The sequence below is a fragment of the Nocardioides aromaticivorans genome (assembly GCF_013408525.1).
GTDB classification, from domain to species: Bacteria; Actinomycetota; Actinomycetes; order Propionibacteriales; family Nocardioidaceae; genus Nocardioides; species Nocardioides aromaticivorans.
In genome coordinates this window covers 4,223,568-4,238,365 of the sequence record NZ_JACBZM010000001.1, presented here as the reverse complement: position 1 = coordinate 4,238,365, position 14,798 = coordinate 4,223,568, and the positions used below count along the sequence as shown (strand labels likewise).

Sequence of the window (14,798 nt, the reverse complement as noted above, 5' to 3'; positions counted from 1 at the left end):
GTTACAGGGCGCCCTTCGTGGAGGGGATGCCGGTCTCGCGCGGGTCGAGGGCGACCGCGTCGCGGAAGGCGCGCGCGAACGCCTTGAACTGCGTCTCGACGATGTGGTGCGGCTCGCGCCCCGCGAGCACGCGCACGTGCAGCGCGAAGTGGCCGTGGAAGGCGATCGACTCGAAGACGTGCTGGGTCAGCGAGCCGAGGTAGGAGACGCCGGAGCCGCCGAGCTGGACGTACTGCTGGCCCTCGGGCTCGCCGGTGTGCACGCAGTAGGGACGGCCGGACACGTCGACGACGGCGTGCACGAGCGCCTCGTCGAGCGGGACGGTCGCGTCGCCGAAGCGGCGGATCCCCTTCTTGTCACCGAGCGCCTCGCGCAGCGCCTGGCCGAGCGCGATGGCGGTGTCCTCGGTCGTGTGGTGCGCGTCGATGTGGACGTCGCCCTCGGTCTGCACGGTCAGGTCGACCAGCGCGTGGCGCGCGAACGCGGTGAGCATGTGGTCGTAGAAGCCGACGCCCGTGGAGATGTCGTGACGGCCGGTGCCGTCGATGTCCACCTCGACGAGGACCTTGGACTCGCTCGTCTGCCGCTCGACGCGGGCAGTCCTGGCACTCATGCGCGCTCTCCATCCACATCAGTCAGTGCGGCCCGGAAGGCCGCCATCTCGTCGGGGGTGCCGACGGAGACCCGCAGCCACCCCTCGGGCCCGGTCTCCCGGATCAGGACTCCCCGGTCGAGGAGACCCTGCCAGACAGCATGACGGTCGGCGAATCGCCCGAACAACACGAAATTCGCGTCCGAGTCGGCGACGTCGTACCCCTCGGCGCGCAGCCAGGTCACGAGCGCATCGCGCTCCGCGCGCAGCTCGTCGACCTTGCCGAGGAGCTCGGGCGCGTGGCGCAGCGCCGCCAGCGCGACCGCCTGGGTGACCGCCGAGAGGTGGTAGGGCAGGCGCACGACGCGGATCGCGTCGCAGATCTCCGGCGCCGCGGCGAGGTAGCCCAGCCGCAGGCCGGCACCGGCGAACGCCTTGCTCATCGTCCGGGTCACCACGAGGTTGCGGTACGACGGCAGCAGCTCGAGCGCGCTCGGGACCCCCTCACGGCGGAACTCGCCATAGGCCTCGTCGACGACGACCAGCCCGTCACCGGCGGCCTCGCACAGCTCGCCGACGGCCTCGGGCGGCAATGCCGTGCCGGTCGGGTTGTTGGGGCTCGGCAGCAGGATCACGCTCGGCTGCTCGGTCTTGACCAGGTCGCGCGCGGCGTCGAGGTCGAGCGAGAAGTCGTCGGCGCGACGACCGGCCACCCAGCGGGTGTTCGTGTCGCGGGCGTACTCCGGGTACATCGAGTACGTCGGCGCGAAGCTCACCGCCGTCCGGCCGGGTCCGCCGAAGGCCTGCAGCAGCTGCAGCATGATCTCGTTGGAGCCGTTGGCCGCCCAGACCTGCTCCGGGAGGATCCCGGCGAGGGTGTCGCGCGAGAGGTACCAGGCCAGCGACTGGCGCAGCGCGACGAACTCGCGGTCCGGGTAGCGGTTGAGCGTCACCGCCGCCTCGGCCGCGGCCGTCGCGATGTCGGCGACGCACGCCGGGGAGGGCCCGTAGGGGTTCTCGTTGACGTTGAGCTGCACCGGCACGTCGAGCTGCGGGGCGCCGTACGGCTCGATCCCGCGCAGCTCCTCGCGCAGCGGGGGCCAGGGGGTCGGCTCGGTCATCGAGCCACCCGAACGGTGATGGCGGCGCCGTGTCCGGGCAGGTCCTCGGCCTCGGCCAGTGTCACGACGTGGCCGGCCACCTCGTCGAGCGCCGCGGCGGAGTAGTCGATGACGTGCACCGACTTGGTGAACGCGCGGACCGAGAGGCCCGAGGAGTGGCACGCGCAACCGGCGGTCGGAAGCACGTGGTTGGACCCCGCGCAGTAGTCGCCGAGGCTGACCGGGGCGTAGGGGCCGACGAAGATGGCGCCGGCGTTGCGCACGCGGGCGGCCCAGTCGGCGGCGTCCTCGGTGTGGATCTCGAGGTGCTCGGCGGCGTAGGCGTTGACCACGTCGAGGCCCTGCTCGAGGTCGCGGACGAGCACGATGCCGGACTGCCGCCCGCCGAGGGAGGTCGTGATCCGGTCGGTGTGCTTGGTGGCGGCGACCTGCTGCTCGAGCTCGTGCTCCACGTCCGCGGCGAGCCGCTCCGACGTCGTCACCAGGACGGAGGCGGCCAGCGGGTCGTGCTCGGCCTGGCTGATCAGGTCGGCCGCGACGTAGGCGGCGTTGCCCGTGTCGTCGGCGAGGATGGCGATCTCGGTCGGACCGGCCTCGGAGTCGATGCCGATCTGGCCCTTGAGGATCCGCTTGGCGGTGACCACCCAGATGTTGCCGGGCCCGGTGACCAGGTCGACGCGCTGGCAGGGGCCGACCCCGTAGGCGAACATCGCGATCGCCTGGGCGCCGCCGACGGCGTACACCTCCTCGACGCCGAGCAGCGCGCACGCCGCCAGGATCGTCGGGTGCACCGAGCCCCCGAACTCCTTCTGCGGCGGGCTCGCGAGGGCGATGGACTCGACGCCCGCGGTCTGCGCCGGGACGACGTTCATCAGCACGCTGGACACCAGCGGCGCCAGGCCGCCGGGGACGTAGAGGCCGACCCGCCCGACCGGGACCTTGCGGTGGGTCACCCGGGCGCCGGGACCGAGGTCGGTGACCGCGTCCTGCTCGACCTCGTTGGCGCAGGTCGCCCGCAGGCGCCGGATCGACTCCTCCAGGCCCGCGCGGATGTCGGGGTCGAGGTTGTCGAGGGCAGCCTGCATCACCTCCGGGGCGACCCGGATGTCGTCGACGCGCACGCCGTCGAACTTCTCGCCGAACTCCACGATCGCGTCCAGCCCGCGGGTGCGGACCTCCTCGCAGATCGCATGCACCGCCGGCACCGCGGCTTCGATGTCGAAGTCGGCACGGGGCACTGCTGCGCGGTAGTCGACCGAGGAGTCGGCGTCGCGCAGGTCGATGCGGCGGATGAGGGACATGTCCCCGATTCTACGGTTCCGCCGGTGCCTCCCCCGCCTCGGCGACGCCTGCCGGGACGACTGGCGGGACGACCGGCGAGAGGACTGGCGGGAGGACGGCGAGGGCGAGTCGGCGGCCGGTGTCGAGGGCGGCGTCGTCGCCGAACAGCTCCCGGCGCGTGTTGGCGGCGACGAGGTAGGCGTCGATGCGGAACGCCGCCTCCGCGGGGTCCGGTACGCCGGCCACGGACAGCTCGCGCTCCAGGACGCCGATCCACTCCCGCTTGAGCTCGCGGACCGCGTCCGCCACGCGCCCCTCGCGGTGGCCGAACTCGGCCGACGTGGTCGCCACGAAGCACCCGCCCGGGAAGACCTCGTCGCGCAGGTAGCCCACCCAGTGGTCGAGCAGCGCGCGCAACCGGGGGGTGCCCGAGGGCTCGGTCCACGCGGGCGCGATCACGTGCTCGACGTACAGGGTGCGGGCCTCGGCCACCGCGGCGACGAGGATCTCCTCACGGTTGCCGAAGACGGTCAGCAGCCCGCTCTTGCTGGCCCCGGTCGCCTCGGCGAGTGCGCCGAGGGTGATCGAGTCGAGGCCCTGCACGGTCGCGAGCCGGGCTGCCGTGCGCGCGGCGTGGCGGCGGGTGCGATCGCCCCGCTCGCGCCGGCCGTCGACCGTCGAAGTCATGACGACCAAGATACCCGACCGACTGGACGCATTGTCTCGGCGCGGCTACGGTGCGGCAATAGACGACCGATCGGTCGCTTACCGACAGGAGGCCCCTCATGACCACCAGCAGCGACGTCCCGACCCTGCAGGACCACGAGCCGATCGCCGCCTCCCCCGAGACGGTCTGGGCGCTCGTTGGCGACCCCACCCGGATGGCCGAGTGGAGCCCCCAGGTCGACTCGACCCGGCTGGCCGGCGACGCCACGGCCTGTGCCGTGGGCACCCGGTTCACCAACCGCAACGTGCAGGGTGAGCTGGCCTGGATCACCCACGGGGAGGTGGTGCGCCACGAGCCCGGCCGGGCGCTGGCCTTCCGGATCGAGGAGAACTGGGCGGTCTGGTCGTTCGAGCTCGAGCCCACCGCCGACGGCGGCACCGTCCTGCACCAGCGGCGGGACGCGCCCGACGGCATCTCCGAGCTGTCCCGGCAGCTGACCGACGCCTACCTCGGCGGCATGGAGACGCTGACCGACACCCTGCGCGCCGGGATGCGCGAGACGCTCGCCAGCATCCGCGCCGCGGCGGAGCGCGAGCAGTAGCCGGGCGGGCACTAGGGTCGGAGGCGTGTCCGACGAGCTGCCCATGTTCCCGCTCAACGCGGTGATCTACCCCGGGGTCAGCCTCCCGCTCCACGTCTTCGAGGACCGCTACCGGGCGCTGGTCCACCATCTGCTGCGGATCGATGATCCCGCCGAGCGGGTGTTCGGGTCGGTCGCGATCCGTGAGGGCTACGAGGTCGGCGACCACGGCGCGCAGTCGCTGTTCCGGGTCGGCGTGCGCCTCCAGCTGACCGACGTGGAGAGCAATCCCGACGGCACTTTCGACATCGTGGCGGTCGGCCGCGACCGGATCCAGCTCGACCGGCTGCGCACCACCGAGACCTTCCCGGTGGGTGAGGTGCGGGTGCTGAACGAGCCCGAGGTCGTCGTACCCGTCGAGGTGGTGGAGCGGGCCCGGGCGACCTTCACCGCCTACCGCGCGATGGTCCGCGAGATCGCCGGGGACCCGCTCGAGGGCGAGCTCCCCCGCGACCCCGCCTACCTGTCCTGGACCCTCGCCGCCTGCACCCCCCTCCCCCTCGGCGAGCGCCAGGAGCTGCTCGAGGCCGCCGACCCCACCGATCGGCTGCTGCTGGTCACCGACCTGCTCCGCGCCGAGCTGCGTGCGATGAACGTGATCACCTCGCTGCCCGCCACCGAGGTGGCGCGGACGCGGTGGAGTCCCAACTGATGGCCCGCAGGAAGGCGGCCGGCGGCACGCAGGCCACGGTGGCGCTCACGGCTGCCGGCGTGGCGTTCACCGTCCACGAGTACGCCCATGACCCGCGCGCCGACTCCTACGGGCTCGAGGCCGCCGAGGCGATGGGGGTCGACCCGGGACGCGTGTTCAAGACGCTCTTCGCCGACCTCGACGGCGCACTGGTGGTCGGCGTCGTGCCGGTCGCCGGCCAGCTCGACCTCAAGGCGCTCGCCCGGGCCCTCGACGGCCGCAAGGCCGCGATGGCCGACCCCAGGGCGGCTGAGCGCGCCACCGGGTACGTCGTCGGCGGGATCTCGCCGATCGGCCAGCGCCGGACGCACCCGACGGTCGTCGACGACACCGCGCTCGACCACGAGACGGTCTTCGTCTCGGCCGGACGGCGCGGGATGGAGGTCGAGCTCAGTCCTGCAGAGCTGGTTCGGATGACGGCTGCCCGGGTCGCTCCCATTCGCCGCTAGGCGTGCGGGAGTTCAGCGCGAGCATCACGACCAGGTAGCCGAGCAGGCTGCCGACCGGCCAGGCGAGATAGGGCGTCCAGCCGCTGACCTCGAGGTGCCCGGGGAGCTCGGTCCCGATCTTCACCTCGTCGACCTTGTCCTGCGGGTCCGACGGACTCTGCACCAAGCCAATGACGGTCATCAGCGCGCCCGCCACCACGCTCGCCACGGCCACCGCGGCGAGCCCGGCCAGCGCCCGGTCGCGCGCGAACCAGCCGGCGACGACGCCGAGCAGCAGGGCCAGGCCGAAGGCGATGACCACGAAGTCCGCCGTACCGCTGAAGTCACGGGTGATGCCGGGGTCGAACGGGTCCGGGTACCAGGTCGGGCCCGCGGCCGTGTCGTAGACCTTGCCTTCGGGGGCAGGGCCCCACCACGTCCACCACAGCCAGCCGCCGGCAGCACCGAGCGCGACGCCCAGCACCACCGGGACCACGATCGCCCGGAGCGCCTCCTGCGGCCTCATCCGGCGAGGCACCCCGGCCCGAGGAGCTGCTTGAGGTCGGCGAAAAGCGCGGAGGAGGGAGTCACCCGGAGATTGTCCCCCAGACGCATGACCTTGGTGGAGTCGCGGCTCAGCAGCTGCAGCCGGACCTCGGTCAGGCCGGCGTGGGTCACCAGGACGTCCTTCAGCTGCTGCACCACCGGCCCGGTGCACCGCGTCGACGGAAGGCTGATCACCACGGGCCCGTCGGCGGTGTTCTCCAGGTCGGGGACGGTCACCTCCTGGCCCCGCAGCTGCGAGGGCTCCCGCTCGGTGTCGAGCTGGCCGCGGACCCGCACGATCGCGTCCTCGGTGAGGTACGGCGCCGCGAGCCGGTAGCTGCTCGGGAACAGGAGGACGTCGATCGCGCCCTCGAGGTCCTCGAGGGTGACCGTGGCCCAGGGGTCGCCGTTCTTGGTGATCTTGCGCTGGATCGACGTGATCAGGCCCGCCACCGTGACCGTCGAGTTGTGCGCACGGTCCTCGTCGGTCATCAGCTGGCCGATGGTGCAGTCCGTGCCGTTGGACAGCACGTGCTCGAGACCGAGCAGCGGGTGGTCGGAGACGTAGAGCCCCAGCATCTCCCGCTCGTGGCCGAGCAGGGTCATCTTGTCCCAGTCGTCGATGTCCGGGATCGCGACGCTCACGCCGAAGCCACCATCGCCCCCGTCGTCGTCGCCGAGCCCAGCGAAGAGCGAGTCCTGGCCGATGGCCTCGTTGCGCTTGATGTCGACGTACTGGTCGACGGCGGTCTCGTGGATCGCCACCAGCGCACGCCGCTTGTGCTTCATGTCGTCGAAGGCGCCGGCCTTGATCAGCGAGTCGATGACCCGCTTGTTGCAGACCTGGGCCGGGACCTTGGAGAGGAAGTCGTTGAAGTCCGCGAACCGGCCCTCCTCGGTGCGGGCCGCCACGATGCCGTCGACGACATTGGACCCGACGTTGCGGATGGCGGTGAGGCCGAAGCGGATGTCGGGACCGACGGCGGTGAAGTTGTGCGCCGACTCGTTGACGTCGGGCGGCAGCACCTGGATCTTCATCCGTCGGCACTCGTTGAGGTAGATCGCCATCTTGTCCTTGTCGTCCTTGACGGACGTCAGGAGGGCGGCCATGTACTCGGTCGGGTAGTTGGCCTTGAGGTAGGCGGTCCAGTAGGTGATGACGCCGTACGCCGCCGAGTGCGACTTGTTGAAGGCGTAGTCGGCGAACGGGACGAGGATGTCCCACAGCGTCTTGATCGCGTCCTTGGGATAGCCGCGCTCGAGCATGCCGGCCTCGAAGCCCTCGAACTGCGCATCGAGCTCGGCCTTCTTCTTCTTGCCCATGACCCGGCGCATGTTGTCTGCAGCGCCCAGCGAGTAGCCCGCCAGGACCTGGGCGATCGCCATCACCTGCTCCTGGTAGACGATCAGGCCGTAGGTCTCCCCCAGGACCGGCTCCAGGGCATCGGCGAGCGCCGGGTGGATCGGCTCGATCGGCTGCCGGCCGTTCTTGCGGTGGGCGTACTTGTTGTGCGAGTCGGCGCCCATCGGGCCGGGCCGGTAGAGCGCACTGACGGCCGTGATGTCGGCGAACTTGTCCGGCAGCATCGAGCGCAGCAGCGCACGCATGCCCCCACCATCGAGCTGGAACACGCCGAGGGTGTCACCGCGGCCCATCAGCTCATAGGTCGCCCGGTCGTCGAACGGCAGCTCCTCGAGGACGACGTCCTCACCCTTGTTGGCCTTGATGTTGGCCAGCGCGTCCTCGAGGATGCGCAGGTTGGACAGGCCGAGGAAGTCCATCTTGACCAGCCCGAGCGCCTCGCACATCGGGTAGTCGAACTGGGTGATCACGGCGCCGTCCTGCGGGCGGGCCATGATCGGCACGATGTCCAGCAGGGGCTCGCTGGACATGATCACGCCGGCCGCGTGCACGCCCCAGTTGCGGATCTGCCCCTCGAGGCCGAGCGCCGTCTGGTAGATCGTGCGGACGTCGGCGTCCTGCTCGTAGAGCGCTCGGAACTCGCCGCCGTCGTTGTAGCGCTTGTGCTCCGGGTTGAAGATCTCCTTGAGCGGGACGCCCTTGCCCATCACGTCGGGCGGCATCGCCTTGGTGATCTTGTCGCCGATCGCGAACCCGTGGTCGAGCACCCGGGCGGCGTCCTTGATCGCGGCCTTGGACTTCAGCCGGCCGAAGGTGGCGATCTGGCAGACCCGGTCGGCGCCGTACTTGTCGGAGACGTACTGGATGACCTCGCCGCGACGGGCGTCGTCGAAGTCGATGTCGAAGTCGGGCATCGAGGGCCGCTCGGGGTTGAGGAAGCGCTCGAAGTAGAGGCCGTGCTCCAGCGGGCACAGGTCGGTGATCCGCAGCGCGTACGCCGCGATCGAGCCCGCACCGGAGCCACGGCCCGGCCCGACCCGGATGCCGTTGTCCTTGGACCAGTTGATGAAGTCGGCGACCACGAGGAAGTAGCCGCAGTAGCCCTTCTGGGCGACGACCGCGAGCTCCATCTCGACGCGGTCCTTGACCTCCTGGGTCAACCGGTCGCCCGGGTAGCGGGACTCGATGCCGCGCCAGACCTCCTTGCGGAACCAGGACTCCTCGGTCTCGCCCGCGGGGATGTCGGCCTTGGCCATGTAGCCGCCGGTGTTCTCGTTGAACTCCACCGAGCAGCGCTCTGCGATCGCGACCGTGTTGTCACAGGCCTCGGGCATGCCGAACCGGTCGGCCCACAGCTCGCGCATCTCGGCCGCGGACTTGATGTAGTAGCCGCCGCCGTCGAACTTGAGCCGGTTGGTGTCGGAGAGCCGCTTGCCGGACGCCACGCAGATGAGGGCGTCGTGGGCGTCGGCGTCCTCGGGGTTGTTGTAGTGCGAGTCGTTGGTGGCGATCGGCGGGATGTTCATCTCGCGGCCCAGGCGCAGCAGGTCGTCGCGGACCCGCTTCTCGATCGAGATGCCGTGGTCCATCAGCTCGAGGAAGACGTTCTCCTTGCCGAAGATGTCCTGCAGCTCGGCCGCCTCGCGCACGGCCTCGTCCCACTGGCCGAGCCGGAGCCGGGTCTGGATCGCGCCGCTGGGACAGCCGGTGCTGACGATGAGGCCCTTGCTGTGCTCGGCGAGGATCTCCTTGTCCATCCGGGGCTTGAAGTAGTAGCCCTCGAGGCTGGACCGGGACGAGAGCCGGAACAGGTTGTGCATGCCCTCGGTGCTCTGCGCCCACATCGTCATGTGGGTGTACGCGCCGCCGCCGGCGACGTCGTCGCCGCCCTCCTCGGCGGCATCGCCCTTGCCCCAGCGCACCCGCCGTCGCTCGCCGCGGGGAGTGCCCGGGGTCAGGTAGGCCTCGATGCCGATGATCGGCTTGACGCCGTACTTCTTGGCCTTGGAGTAGAAGTCGTAGGCACCGTGCAGGTTGCCGTGGTCGGTCATGGCGATCGACGTCATGCCGAGGTCGTTGACGCGCGTGAACAGTCCGTCGAGCAACGACGCCCCGTCGAGCATGGAGTACTCGGTGTGGACGTGCAGGTGGACGAAGTCCGCTTCCCCGGAACCGGCTGCCATCGGGTGTGGTGACTCCTCGAGAGAGATGGTGGACGGGACGTCGGGGAAGGGGATCAGCCTACGCGACCCGACCCGAGGAATGGTGGCAGGGAGGTCCGACACTCACAGCGGGTCCGGGGGGTGCCAGGACATCCGTACGTCGGGCGCCCGCTCCTCGTTGCCGGAGCCGTCGGTGCGCTCCTCCTCGACGAGCCCGTGGGCGGCGTAGAAGGCCTGTGCGGGCGTGTTGGACTCGAAGACCCACAGCCCGAAGCCGGCCGGGTGCCGGGCCTTGACGAGGTCCAGCAGCGCGGAGCCGACGCCCCTTCCGGCGTGCCCCGGGTCGACGTACAGGTCGTCGAGCCAGGTGCGCGTGAACCGGGCGTACCCGACCACCTCGCCGGCCACCTCCGCGACCCACACCTCGTCCCCGCTGCCGTCCAGGCGGGCGGCGAGCCACGCCCGGACCTCGGCGTCGCTGTGGACCGCGGCCGGCATGGGAGCGGCCGCGCGGGCCCGCAGGTGCACGCCGGCTACCGCTCCGGCGTCCGCCGGGATGGCCGGGCGCAGGAGCAGGTCCGGCTCCATCAGTGGGAGTCGCGGATGATCTCGAGCGCCCGCGCGAGGTCGTCGGGGTACGACGACTCGTACTCGACGTAGCCGCCGTCGGGGTGCTCGAAGCCCAGCTTCACGGCGTGCAGCCACTGGCGCTCGAGGCCCACCCTGCGGGCGAGCACCGGGTCCGCGCCGTAGGTGATGTCGCCGACGCAGGGGTGCTTGAGCGCGCTCATGTGGACCCGGATCTGGTGGGTCCGGCCGGTCTCGAGGTGGACCTCCAGCAGGCTGGCGAAGCGGTGCGCCTCGAGCGTCTCGTAGTGCGTGACGCTGTGGCGGCCGTCGTCCATGACCGCGAACTTGTAGTCGAACTTCGGGTGCCGCCCGATCGGGGCGTCGATCGTGCCCTCGAGCGGGTCGGGGTGGCCCTGGACGAGCGCGTGGTAGGTCTTGTCGACGGTGCGCTGGCGGAAGGCGTTCTTGAGCACCGAGTAGGCGTGCTCGGACTTGGCGATCACCATGACGCCCGAGGTGCCGACGTCGAGGCGCTGGACGATGCCCTCGCGCTCCTTGGCCCCGGAGGTGGAGATGCGGAAGCCGGCGCCGGCGAGGTGGCCCACGACGGTCGGCCCGCGCCAGCCCGGCGACGGGTGGACGGCGACGCCGACCGGCTTGTCGATCACCACGATGGCGTCGTCGTCGTGGATGATCTTGATCCCCTCGACGATCTCGGGGACGACCTCGAGCGGGTCCGCCTCGGCGGGGATCTCGACGTCGAGCACGGAGCCGGCCAGCACCCGCTCGCTCTTGCCGCCCACGGCCGATCCGTCGAGCTGCACCCGGCCGTCGGCCACCAGCTCGGCCGCCCGGGTGCGCGAGACGCCGAAGAGCTGGGCCAGCACGACGTCGACCCGCTCCCCCTCGAGGCTGTCGGGGACGGGCAGGCTGCGGTGGTCGACCGTGCTCATGCGGATTCCTTCGCGACGCGGGTGCCGTCCATCGCGACGCCGCGCAGCACCTGGACCAGGATCATCGCGACGCCGACGTTGATGCACATGTCGGCGACGTTGAAGACCGGCCAGTTCGGCAGCATCAGGAAGTCGACCACGTGGCCACGGAAGGGCGCGGGATCACGGAACAGCCGGTCCATCAGGTTGCCGTCGATGCCGGCGAACATCAGGCCGAGCGCGACCGCCCACCACTTGTTCTGCACCCGACGGCTCAGCCACAGCACGACGACCGTGGCCACGCTCGCCAGGACCGACAGCGCGACGGTGAAGCGGGTACCGAGGCTGAACGCCGCACCCGGGTTGTAGGTCAGGTGCAGCTGGAGCAGCTCACCGACGATCTCGACATCCGGCTCGCCCGCGAGGCGGTCGACCGCGAGCGCCTTGGTGACCTGGTCGACGACGAGCATGACGCCACCGACGGCCGCGAAGAGCAGCCAGGTCCGGGGAGCGGCCAGCAGGGGGCTCCGTGTCGGTTCGGTCCCGTCGTCGCGGTCGTCTACCGGCGTTCCTCGCGCTGCTTGCATGTCATGCACAGTGTGGCACGCGGGAACGCCATGAGCCGCATCTTGCCGATCGGGTTGCCGCACGACTCGCACACGCCGTAGGTGCCGTCGTCGATGCGGGCCAGGGCACGGTCGATCTGGGCCAGCTTCTCGCGCTCGTGGTTGAGCACCGTCAGCTCGTGGTCGCGCTCGAAGCTGGTCGCCCCGAGGTCCGCCTGGTCCTGGCCGGCGCCGTCACCGGAGTCGCGAAGCAGGCCGGTCAGGTCGGCCTCCTGCTCCTCCACGATCTCGGCGGCGCGGGCGCGCTGCTCGTGGAGCTCGGCGAGGACCTCGGCGATCTCCTCCTTCGACCAAGCCTCCTCGTGGTCGAGGACGACGAGGGCGGACGGAGCCGCCTTCTTCGCGGGTGCTGCCTTCTTGGCGGGTGCCGCCTTCTTCACGGGTGCTGCCTTCTTCGCTGGTGCGGGCGTCTTGCTGACGGGTGCGGCCTTCTTCGCCGGCGCGGTCTTCTTGGCCGGAGCGGGTGCGGCCTTCTTCGCGGGCGCGGCCTTCTTCGCCGGCGCCGCCTTCTTCGCCGGAGCGGGCGCGGCCTTCTTCGCGGGCGCGGCCTTCTTGGCCGCCGCGGGCGCGGCCTTCTTGGCGGGCGCGGCCTTCTTGGCGGGCGCGGCCTTCTTGGCGGGCGCCGCCTTCTTCGCCGGAGCGGGCGCGGCCTTCTTGGCCGGCGCGGCCTTCTTCGCGGGGGCCGCCTTCTTCGCCGGGGCGGGCGCGGCCTTCTTGACCGGTTCGGGAGCCGTCTTCGCCGCGGCGGCGGCCTTGCGTGGCCGGATGATCTTCCGGGCGGCCGATGCGGCCTGGCCGGCCAAACTCTTCTTCGCGGTGCGGGCCATGACGGACTCCTCAGGAAGGGCAGCCTGTGACGGTGGTCTGCAGGCGTGCTGGGGAGGGTAGCGGCTCACGCCAGAGGGTCCAAGGAGCCACACCGAAAGCGAGACCGGCCGGCCCGCGCAGTGCGGGCCGGCCGGTCTCGGTCGTTCAGCTGGGGATGAGCCGCAGGCTCAGCCCTCTTCCTCGCCGAGGATGGAGCGCAGGCGCTTGGGGGCCGGGGCCTCCTCGACCGGCGCCAGGGTGTCGCCCGGCGTCTGCAGCGACTCGAGCTGCTGGGTGAAGTAGCTCTTGAGGCGCGAGCGGTACTCACGCTCGAACGAGCGCAGCGTCTCGACCTCGGCCGAGAGCTTGTCGCGCTCCTTCTCGAGGTCACCGAAGAGCTGGGTACGACGCTCGGCGGTCTCGCTGTCGAGCATCTCCGCGCGGGTGCGGGCGTCGGACTCGAGGCGGTCGGCCTTGACCTTCGCCTCGGACTCGAGGCGCTCGGACTTGGTGCGCGCCTCGCCGACGATCTTGTCGGCCTCGTTCTTGGCGTCCTCGACGAGCTCGTCGGCGTTGCGGGTCGCGATCTCGAGGAGGCGGGCCGCGGCGTTGGACGCCTCGGGGACCGTCTCGACGCGGATCGTCTCGACACCACCGGCGACCGGAGCGGCGACGGGAGCCGCAGCGACGGGAGCGGCGGCCACGGGCTCGACCGGAGCGGGCACCTCGACGGGGGCCGGCGGCTCGGGGGTCGGCTCGGGAACGGGCGCCAGCTGCGTCGGGACGTCGAACGCCGCCGTCGAGGAGCCACCGGCCTGGGCGGCCGCCAGCTTCGCACGGAGGTCGTCGTTCTCCTGCGTCAGGCGGGCGAGCTCGGCCTCCACCTCATCCAGGAACTGGTCGACCTCGCCCATGTCGTAGCCCTCGCGCAGCCGGACCGGCGTAAAGCGCTTGTTGCTCACGTCCTCAGGCGTCAGCGGCATGACCTCACCTATCTTCGAAGTACAAGGACAAACTGTCTCAACGAACCTTAGCGCCTGCTGCCGAGAAGGCCGCATCACCCGCCGTTGCACGACACGCGGACAGTGCGTGTCACCGGTGCAAAATGCCGTCGAACAGGGCGCTCAGGCAAGCAGTGTGTTGCGGTTCACGGTCAGCAGCACGTACGCGAGGATCAGCACCAGCAAGAAGCTGAGGTCCAGCGCGAAGTTGCCGATCCGGATCGGCTTGATGACCTTGCGCAGCGCCATGATCGGCGGGTCCGTCGCGGAGTAGCAGAGCTCCAGGAACACCAGGATCACGCCCCGCGGCTCCCAGGCGCGGGCGAAGACCTGCACCCAGTCGGTGATGAAGCGCACCCACAGGAACGCGATGAAGGCGAAGAGGATGCCCTCGATGATCCAGCCGGCGATGCTCACGACCTCAAATCTATCGGGTGGGTTCTATCGAGCGAGAGCGGAGCCCGGCTCCGGCCCCAGCCACGCTGGAGCTCCTGCTCGACCCTGCAGTGTCGGCTTGCCGCCAGGCGGACCCAGCCCAGGTGCGTGTCGGCTTGCCGCCAGACGGACGCGGCCAGCTACGCAGGTCAACTGCGCGGCCGGCAGCGTGGCGCCCCGCGCCGAAGGCGCGTCGTGCGAAGCCCGCGGTCCGAGCGGAGCGAAAACCGTGCGGTGCGCCAGCGTCGGCGACACGCTCGGCCCAACAGGCGCGTGTCGGCTTGCCGCCAGGCGGACGCGGCCAGCTACGCAGGTCAACTGCGCGGCCGGCAGCGTGGCGCCCCGCGCCGAAGGCGCGTCGTGCGAAGCCCGCGGTCCGAGCGGAGCGAGGACCGTGCGGCGAGCACGACCGGCGACACGCTCGGCCAGACCAATCAGCTCTGGTTGAAGAAGTCGCGGTCGGCGATGCGCTGCTTGTCCTCGGCCGCCACGGTGACATTGGGCGGGGACAGCAGGAACACCTTGTTGGTGACCCGCTCGATGCTGCCGCGGGTGGCGAAGATCAGGCCGGCGGCGAAGTCGACGAGACGCTTGGCGTCGGTGTCGTCCATCTCGGTGAGGTTCATGATCACCGGGATGCCGTCGCGGTACTGCTCCCCCACGGCGCGCGCGTCGTTGTAGGTCGTCGGGTGCAGCGTGGTGATCCGGGACAGCTCGGCCACCTCGGGCTGCGGGGCGACCGCGACCGGGCGGCGACGCTCGTCGAGGTCGGCGACGGGGCTGGACGGCACGGCGCGCACGGGACGGGCCTGGCGAGGCTCGCGGGCCTCCCGGGCAGGGGCGCGCTCGGCGACCTCGTCGTCGTACTCGTCATAGCCGGTGTCCTCCAGCAGGCCGAGGTACTCACCGATCCTGCGCATCGCACCGCTCATGACT

Annotated in this window: 16 protein-coding genes; 3 read left to right on the top strand and 13 right to left on the bottom strand. The window is 71.0% G+C overall.

Translation table 11 applies throughout. From position 1 onward, the window contains the following. Nucleotide 1 precedes the first annotated feature (1 nt). The 4 genes from hisB to BJ993_RS20335 are packed head-to-tail and all read right to left on the bottom strand — an operon-like array spanning nucleotide 2 to nucleotide 3,681. Entirely contained in the window at nucleotides 2-613 is a 612-nt protein-coding gene (hisB, locus tag BJ993_RS20350) for an imidazoleglycerol-phosphate dehydratase HisB (protein ID WP_036542437.1), read from the bottom strand. Further along, a complete protein-coding gene (locus tag BJ993_RS20345) occupies nucleotides 610-1,713 on the bottom strand; it encodes a histidinol-phosphate transaminase (protein ID WP_179650872.1) in 1,104 nt (367 codons plus the stop codon). Before BJ993_RS20345 ends, hisB begins: the two co-directional genes overlap by 4 nt. Next, nucleotides 1,710-3,014, bottom strand: a complete 1,305-nt coding sequence (hisD, locus tag BJ993_RS20340) for a histidinol dehydrogenase (RefSeq protein ID WP_179650870.1) — start codon at nucleotides 3,012-3,014, stop codon at nucleotides 1,710-1,712. Before hisD ends, BJ993_RS20345 begins: the two co-directional genes overlap by 4 nt. Nucleotides 3,015-3,024: 10 nt before the next feature. Beyond that, on the bottom strand, nucleotides 3,025-3,681 hold the full coding sequence (locus BJ993_RS20335; RefSeq protein ID WP_179650868.1) for a TetR/AcrR family transcriptional regulator: 657 nt from the start codon (nucleotides 3,679-3,681) through the stop codon (nucleotides 3,025-3,027). Nucleotides 3,682-3,779: 98 nt separating this feature from the next. Between BJ993_RS20335 and BJ993_RS20330 the strand changes: the two genes are divergently transcribed. The 3 genes from BJ993_RS20330 to ybaK are packed head-to-tail and all read left to right on the top strand — an operon-like array spanning nucleotide 3,780 to nucleotide 5,441. Beyond that, nucleotides 3,780-4,262, top strand: a complete 483-nt coding sequence (locus tag BJ993_RS20330) for an SRPBCC family protein (RefSeq protein ID WP_036542427.1) — start codon at nucleotides 3,780-3,782, stop codon at nucleotides 4,260-4,262. A gap of 25 nt (nucleotides 4,263-4,287) precedes the next feature. Beyond that, on the top strand, nucleotides 4,288-4,953 hold the full coding sequence (locus BJ993_RS20325; protein ID WP_179650866.1) for an LON peptidase substrate-binding domain-containing protein: 666 nt from the start codon (nucleotides 4,288-4,290) through the stop codon (nucleotides 4,951-4,953). Then, nucleotides 4,953-5,441 (top strand): Cys-tRNA(Pro) deacylase, encoded by a 489-nt coding sequence (gene ybaK / locus BJ993_RS20320; protein ID WP_179650865.1) that lies wholly within the window; start codon nucleotides 4,953-4,955, stop codon nucleotides 5,439-5,441. Before BJ993_RS20325 ends, ybaK begins: the two co-directional genes overlap by 1 nt. On the opposite strand, the gene BJ993_RS20315 is transcribed toward ybaK, so the two are convergent. From BJ993_RS20315 to BJ993_RS20275, 9 genes are all read right to left on the bottom strand, one after another. Further along, nucleotides 5,383-5,946 (bottom strand): hypothetical protein, encoded by a 564-nt coding sequence (locus BJ993_RS20315; protein WP_179650863.1) that lies wholly within the window; start codon nucleotides 5,944-5,946, stop codon nucleotides 5,383-5,385. The two genes, ybaK and BJ993_RS20315, sit on opposite strands and share 59 nt — an antisense overlap. Continuing rightward, on the bottom strand, nucleotides 5,943-9,512 hold the full coding sequence (dnaE, locus tag BJ993_RS20310; RefSeq protein WP_179650861.1) for a DNA polymerase III subunit alpha: 3,570 nt from the start codon (nucleotides 9,510-9,512) through the stop codon (nucleotides 5,943-5,945). Before dnaE ends, BJ993_RS20315 begins: the two co-directional genes overlap by 4 nt. A 102-nt stretch (nucleotides 9,513-9,614) precedes the next feature. After that, complete coding sequence (locus BJ993_RS20305; protein WP_179650859.1) at nucleotides 9,615-10,079, bottom strand: GNAT family N-acetyltransferase; 465 nt, start codon at nucleotides 10,077-10,079, stop codon at nucleotides 9,615-9,617. Then, complete coding sequence (locus BJ993_RS20300; protein ID WP_036542411.1) at nucleotides 10,079-11,014, bottom strand: RluA family pseudouridine synthase; 936 nt, start codon at nucleotides 11,012-11,014, stop codon at nucleotides 10,079-10,081. Before BJ993_RS20300 ends, BJ993_RS20305 begins: the two co-directional genes overlap by 1 nt. Then, nucleotides 11,011-11,580, bottom strand: a complete 570-nt coding sequence (gene lspA / locus BJ993_RS20295; RefSeq protein ID WP_179650857.1) for a signal peptidase II — start codon at nucleotides 11,578-11,580, stop codon at nucleotides 11,011-11,013. The genes BJ993_RS20300 and lspA overlap by 4 nt, the downstream gene beginning before the upstream one ends. Beyond that, the gene (locus BJ993_RS20290) at nucleotides 11,553-12,446 is read right to left on the bottom strand and encodes a TraR/DksA family transcriptional regulator (RefSeq protein WP_179650855.1); all 894 of its coding nucleotides are present in this window, start codon (nucleotides 12,444-12,446) and stop codon (nucleotides 11,553-11,555) included. The genes lspA and BJ993_RS20290 overlap by 28 nt, the downstream gene beginning before the upstream one ends. Before the next feature lie 168 nt (nucleotides 12,447-12,614). Next, nucleotides 12,615-13,409: a DivIVA domain-containing protein gene (locus tag BJ993_RS20285; protein ID WP_036542406.1), complete on the bottom strand. Its 795-nt coding sequence runs from the start codon at nucleotides 13,407-13,409 to the stop codon at nucleotides 12,615-12,617. 141 nt (nucleotides 13,410-13,550) lie between these two features. Continuing rightward, the gene (locus BJ993_RS20280) at nucleotides 13,551-13,844 is read right to left on the bottom strand and encodes a YggT family protein (protein ID WP_036542403.1); all 294 of its coding nucleotides are present in this window, start codon (nucleotides 13,842-13,844) and stop codon (nucleotides 13,551-13,553) included. Nucleotides 13,845-14,296: 452 nt separating this feature from the next. Continuing rightward, nucleotides 14,297-14,794, bottom strand: coding sequence for a cell division protein SepF (locus tag BJ993_RS20275; protein ID WP_036542400.1), 498 nt, complete (start codon nucleotides 14,792-14,794; stop codon nucleotides 14,297-14,299). Between the last annotated feature and the right edge of the window lie 4 nt (nucleotides 14,795-14,798).